Below are 5,356 nucleotides of genomic sequence, written 5' to 3' on the forward strand. Positions count from 1 at the left end.
GAGGAGAACACCTGCAAGGGACCGGTGAAATCGAGCTGGGTGACGCGCGGAAACACCAAAAGACCGATCTGGAGCGGTGACGACATGGGCAGGTCCTCCAAAGATGAGCTTGACGGACGCAGCCTCTCATGATGCCATTCCGTCCAAAATGGCGTATTTCCCTCACTTTCGGACATGACCATGATCGGCATCCTGATCTTCCCGGATTTCCAGTTGCTCGATGCGGCCGGCCCGATCTCGGTATTCGAGATCGCGGCGCGCTGCACGGGCAAGACGACCACCGGCATCCGCGTGCTGGCACTGAACGCGGGCCCCGTGCGCAGCTCGTCCGGCGTGGAAATGATGGCGCGCGACTTCAGGTCGGCGAACGCGATCACCACACTGGTCATCGCGGGTGGCGCAGGCGTGACGGACGCCGCACGCTGCGAGGTCACGCGTGCCTTCGTGCAGCGGCTGGCGAAGCGAGGTGTGCGTGTCGCCAGCGTCTGCTCGGGCGCCTATGTGCTGGCCGAGGCGGGCCTGCTCGATGGGCGCCGCGCCACCACGCATTGGGGCCGCACACGGGATTTCGTCGCGCGCTATCCCAAGGTGAAGTTCGAGCCGGACCAGATCTTCACGCGTGACGGCAATGTGTGGACGTCGGCGGGCATTACGGCAGGTATCGACCTCGCGCTCGCGATGGTCACCGAGGACCATGGTGAGGAGATCGCGCAGCAGGCCGCCCGCCAGCTCGTGCTGTATCATCGCCGCAGCGGCGGCCAGTCGCAGTTCTCATCGCTCTTGGAGTTGAAGACGCCGAACGGCCGCTTCGGCGCGCTGCTGTCCTGGGCGCGCGAGAACCTCGACGCCCGGCTGACGGTCGAAGACCTCGCCGATCGTGCCGGCATGAGCGCGCGGCATTTTGCCCGCGCCTTTGCCGCCGAGACCGGCACGACGCCGTCGAAGGCGATCGAGCGCTTACGGATCGAGGTCGCGCGCGAGCGCGTGCAGTCCTCGCGCGAGGCGATCGAGCTCGTCGCGGAGGCGACCGGATTTGGCGACCCCGAGCGCATGCGGCGCGCCTTCATCCGCGCCTTCGGCCAGCCGCCGCAGGCGCTGCGGCGCGCGGCGCGGGCGGGCTAGGCAATCTGACCTGGCACTCGAGCGTGGAGGCGAAGATGGGCGGGATGGAGTACAGCAACGAGAACGCGAAACGGCTCCAAAGACTTTATCTCACAGGGGACGTGACCGCCCAGCGCGCGGAGACAATTCGGCAGATCAATCTGTCTGCCGGCGAGAGCGTTCTCGATATCGGATGTGGTCCCGGCTATCTCTGCGAAAGCATGGCGCAGATCGTTGGGCCTGACGGTGCTGTGGTCGGTATCGATGTGTCGACTGACCTGATCGAGGTCTGCAACCGGCAGAAGGCTTCCGCCTGGATTTCCTATGCGATCGGCAACGCGACGGAATTGGGTCAATCCCATGCGTCGTTCGATGTCGTCGTGTGCACGCAGGTTGCCGAGTACGTGCCTGACGTTGACCGCGTCCTCGCAGAGACATTTCGCGTGCTCAAGCCAGGGGGCCGCACGATTTTTGTCGCAACCGACTGGGACGCGGTGGTGTGGCATTCCGAAAGCCCGGAACGTATGGCCGCGGTCATGAAATCATGGGAAGCGCACTGCGCTCACCCGCGTCTCCCAAGGTCGATGGCCCACAGATTGGTGAATGCACGGCTTCACCTGGACGGAGCGTCGGTCTTTCCAATTCTGAATTTGCAGTACGATGACGATAGCTACAGCAAGGGGCTGGCCCAGGGCATTCGGGACTTCGTCGCCCGCAGGAACGACGTTTCCGCTGATGATCTCGAAGCATGGCACAGCGAGTTCGAGCGTCTCAGCGGGGCGGGACAATACTTCTTCAGCACCAACCGCTATCTCTTCAGGGCCTCAAAGCCGGCTGCGACGCCGCTATGACTGCGTCCTAGGTCGCCTTGCCTGCAGCTGCCTCGCCGGCGCCATCCGCGCGGGCCACCAGGCGGCGTGCGATCGGCGTCAGCATGTAGGGCGCAAGGTGGATCGGAAATTGCGTCATCGCGAAATAGAGCCAGGTGGTAGGCGGCAGTGCGCCGGCGGTCGCCGCCAGCATCAGGCCCAGATTGCGCTGTGACACCATCAGCCCGAGCGCCAGCGCGCGCTCATAGCCGATGCGGCGGAACAGCAGCGTGGTCACGGCGAGCAGCGTGAAATAGATCGCGAAGGACAGAGCCGCAAGGCTGATGGTGAACACCGGCTGCGCCACCAGATCGTTCACAACATCGCCCATGATCGCTGCGGCGAAGATCAGGAGGATGATGATGTTGAAGCCGTCGATCGGCTTCCTGTGGCGCTGGATCGCTTTTGCGCCGAACACCCAACGGATGATGGTTGCGGCCAGCAGCGACGCCGCGAGGATGCCGAGCAGCTTCAGGCCGAGCGTCGCCGGCGTGACGCTGAGCATGCCGTCGAGGAATAGGCTTGCGAACAGCGACGCTGTGAAGGGGACCAGCGCGGTGGAGGTCACCAGCGTGACCAGCACGAGCGTGGCATCGAGGCCCATCAGCGCGGCGAGCGCCGGAGACGCCATCATGGGCGAGGCCATGCTCTGGAGCATCAGGGCAACGGAAAGGCCGGGCGAGCGGTCGTTGAGCCCTGTTGCATAGATGATCAGTCCGACGATCAGCGGCACGCCCATCGTAGTCCAGGCGGTTGCGGTCGCAATCAGCGCCGGGCGGCGTAGGTGACCGTACAGCGCCGCGAGATCGACTCGCATGAAGGAGATGCAGAGCAGGACGAGGATCGCTTCGGTGATGTAGGGCCGCAGCAGCGCGCCGAGCGGCGGCACGGCGGCGGCGACGAACACGACCGCCGCGACCCCGCGGGTGCCCTGGCTGCCGAGCCATGTCAGCGCGCGCAGGGGGAGGGCGAAGACGGTTTGAAGAACGAAGGGCATGGGAGGCGTCAGCCCAGCTCCTTCAACCAGGCGCCGATCTCGCGCACCGCGACATTGGCCTGCTGGAGCAATTTGCCCATCGTGAAGAAGCCGTGGAACTGGCCGGGGTAGTGCTTGTACGTGACGGGCACGCCGGCCTGCCTGAGGCGCTCGGCATAGTCGTCGCCTTCGTCGCGCAGCGGATCGGCCCCAGCCGTGAGCACATAGGCCGGCGGCAGACCGGCAAGGCTCTTCGCGCGCGCCGGCGAGGCGCGCCAGTCGTGGATGTCGGCGGTACCGTTGAGATAGTGATCGCGGAACCAGCGGATCACCGAATGCGTCAGCAGCACGCTGGTCTCGGGCTCGCTGTGCGAGCCGTGCGTCATGGCGAAATCGGTCGCGGGGTAGATCAGGACCTGACCCGCGATCTTCGGACCATTGCCGTCGCGTGCGGTGAGTGCGACCACGGCGGCGAGATTGCCGCCGGCGCTATCGCCGCCGATCGAAAGGCGCGAGGCATCGATGCCGAGCTCGCGCGCATTCGCGGCAATCCATTTTGTGGCGGCGATCGCGTCATCAGCGGCGGCGGGAAACTTGTGCTCGGGCGCGAGGCGGTAATCGACCGAGATCACGATCAGCGCGCCTGAAACGGCGAGCTGGCGGCAGACGACGTCGTGGGAGTCGAGATCGCCGATCACCCACCCGCCGCCATGGAAGAACACCAGCGCCGGCGACAACCCGTCCTGAAGGCGCGGCTCCTTTGGCACGTAGATGCGGGCGGGGATCGCGCCGTGCGGCGCCGGGATCGCCAGCGCCGCGACGCGCGCCAGTTCCAGCGGCTCCGGGTTGGTGGCAAAGCGGGCCTGCCCGTAATAGGCGCGGGCTTCCGGTGCCGTCAGGGTCTCGTAGGCGGGGCGGCCGGCGTCCTGGAAGGCCTTGTAGACGGCGGCGGCATCGGGATCGAGCACGACGGGCATGGGAGCGACCTTGGGCTTTCTGTTATCGTTGGACGTCGTTTCGGGGGCGCTGCCCGCCTCGGCCCCGGGGAGGGGCCGGTCAACTATCCCATCCGGCCGCCGGTCTGGCCAGCGGGCGACGGGCAGGGCAGGGATGCCGCCCTTCCCCCGCCGTATTCGCCGTGTTAACCGGATGGCCTGCGAGCGGCGGTATCCCCTGTAGAATGTCCAGCAAGCCCGATTCGCTGTTGAAGCCGCGCGAGAAGATGGTTCGAACCTTTACCCTTACAAGACTTGCCCTGCCAGGTCTTGCGGCGCTTCTGGCCGCCACCGCATTGACGGTTGCGACGCCCGCGCAGGCGCAGATCGGCACGATCTTCTCCGACCCGCCGCCGCGGCCGCCGGGTTCGATTCCGCGTGGTCAGCCGCAGCCGCAGATCCCCGATGACGATGAAGAGGTCCCCGAGCTGCCGCCGCAGGGCCGCGTGCTGCCATCGCGCCCGATGGCGCCGCCGCCAGGCCGGCAAGGTAACGTGATGCCGGGGCCGGTCGAATCCCAGCCCCTGGCGCCGCCGCCGGGCTCAACCGTCGCTCCGCCAAACCAGCCGCCGTCCGTGGCGGTCGCTCCGCCCAATCCGCAAGCCGCCCCGGGTGCGCCCGGTCAGCGGCAGCCCCAGCAGAAGGGCGGGCCGGGCGGCCCTGTCCCGCAGACCCCGGCGAGCCTCCAGCCGGGCGACGAGGTCGTGACCGAGCCGCCGGCCCAGAAGATCGTGAACAAGAAGGCGACCTTCTCCGGCCTCGACAAGATCACCGGGCGCATCATCAATTTCGACGAGGACATCGGCGAGACCGTCCAGTTCGGCGCGCTGCGGGTCAAAACCGACGCCTGCTATACGCGGCCGGCGACGGAAGCCACCAATACCGACGCCTTCGTCGAGGTCGACGAGATCACCTTGCAGGGCGAGGTGAAGCGCATCTTCTCGGGCTGGATGTATGCGGCAAGCCCGGGCCTGCACGGCGTCGAGCATCCGATCTACGACATCTGGCTCACCGACTGCAAAGAGCCGCAGCAGACCATTGCGACCGCGGCGCCCGATCCGGCCGCGGCAAAGCCGCCGGCTCCGCCGCCCGCGCAGAAGAAGGCGGCGCCACCCAAGCAGGCCGTGCAGCAGCGTCCGCCGCAGCCCTTGCCGCCGATCCAGCAGCAGCAGCCGGCGCCGCCACCCCCGCCGCCGCCGGAGCAGCGGCCGGGCCTGTTCGGTATCCCGGGGTTTGGGCGTTAGACCAAATCCCCCGGGTTCGGGCGCTAGCACTACTTTGGCAGATTTTTGATTTTGTCGCGTTTTATAGGATTCCCGAATCAATTTTTCAATGATTCATGGGTGGTCGGCTCTTGGAGGGCTGACCATGCCGGGATGGGAAGACGAACTTGAACGCTGGCTGATGCCGTTCTT

The 5,356-nt window shown here is 66.5% G+C and carries 5 protein-coding genes and 1 pseudogene; 3 read left to right on the forward strand and 3 right to left on the reverse strand.

Features of this window, described 5'->3' with window-relative positions; translation table 11 throughout:
* A pseudogene (locus AB4Z51_RS44155) lies at positions 1-182 on the reverse strand (hypothetical protein); the annotation flags it as partial.
* Here AB4Z51_RS44155 and AB4Z51_RS44160 point away from each other — a divergent pair.
* Both AB4Z51_RS44160 and AB4Z51_RS44165 read left to right on the forward strand, forming a co-directional pair.
* Positions 181-1,122 (forward strand): GlxA family transcriptional regulator, encoded by a 942-nt coding sequence (locus tag AB4Z51_RS44160; RefSeq protein WP_135216162.1) that lies wholly within the window; start codon positions 181-183, stop codon positions 1,120-1,122. The pseudogene AB4Z51_RS44155 and the gene AB4Z51_RS44160 sit on opposite strands and share 2 nt — an antisense overlap.
* Positions 1,123-1,157: 35 nt before the next feature.
* Entirely contained in the window at positions 1,158-1,952 is a 795-nt protein-coding gene (locus tag AB4Z51_RS44165) for a methyltransferase domain-containing protein (protein ID WP_135216163.1), read from the forward strand.
* Between the two features lie 7 nt (positions 1,953-1,959).
* Here AB4Z51_RS44165 and AB4Z51_RS44170 read toward each other — a convergent pair whose 3' ends face one another.
* Both AB4Z51_RS44170 and AB4Z51_RS44175 read right to left on the reverse strand, forming a co-directional pair.
* A complete protein-coding gene (locus tag AB4Z51_RS44170; RefSeq protein WP_167768230.1) occupies positions 1,960-2,967 on the reverse strand; it encodes a Na+-dependent transporter in 1,008 nt (335 codons plus the stop codon).
* Between the two features lie 8 nt (positions 2,968-2,975).
* Positions 2,976-3,923 carry an alpha/beta hydrolase gene (locus tag AB4Z51_RS44175; protein ID WP_441499701.1) on the reverse strand — a complete coding sequence of 316 codons (948 nt, stop codon included), beginning with the start codon at positions 3,921-3,923 and terminating at the stop codon, positions 2,976-2,978.
* Positions 3,924-4,126: 203 nt separating this feature from the next.
* Between AB4Z51_RS44175 and AB4Z51_RS44180 the strand changes: the two genes are divergently transcribed.
* Positions 4,127-5,185, forward strand: coding sequence for a DUF2155 domain-containing protein (locus AB4Z51_RS44180; RefSeq protein ID WP_167768231.1), 1,059 nt, complete (start codon positions 4,127-4,129; stop codon positions 5,183-5,185).
* Positions 5,186-5,356 lie beyond the last annotated feature (171 nt).

Origin of the sequence: Bradyrhizobium sp. 2TAF36 (assembly GCF_052114925.1) — a bacterium.
GTDB classification, from domain to species: Bacteria; Pseudomonadota; Alphaproteobacteria; order Rhizobiales; family Xanthobacteraceae; genus Bradyrhizobium; species Bradyrhizobium barranii.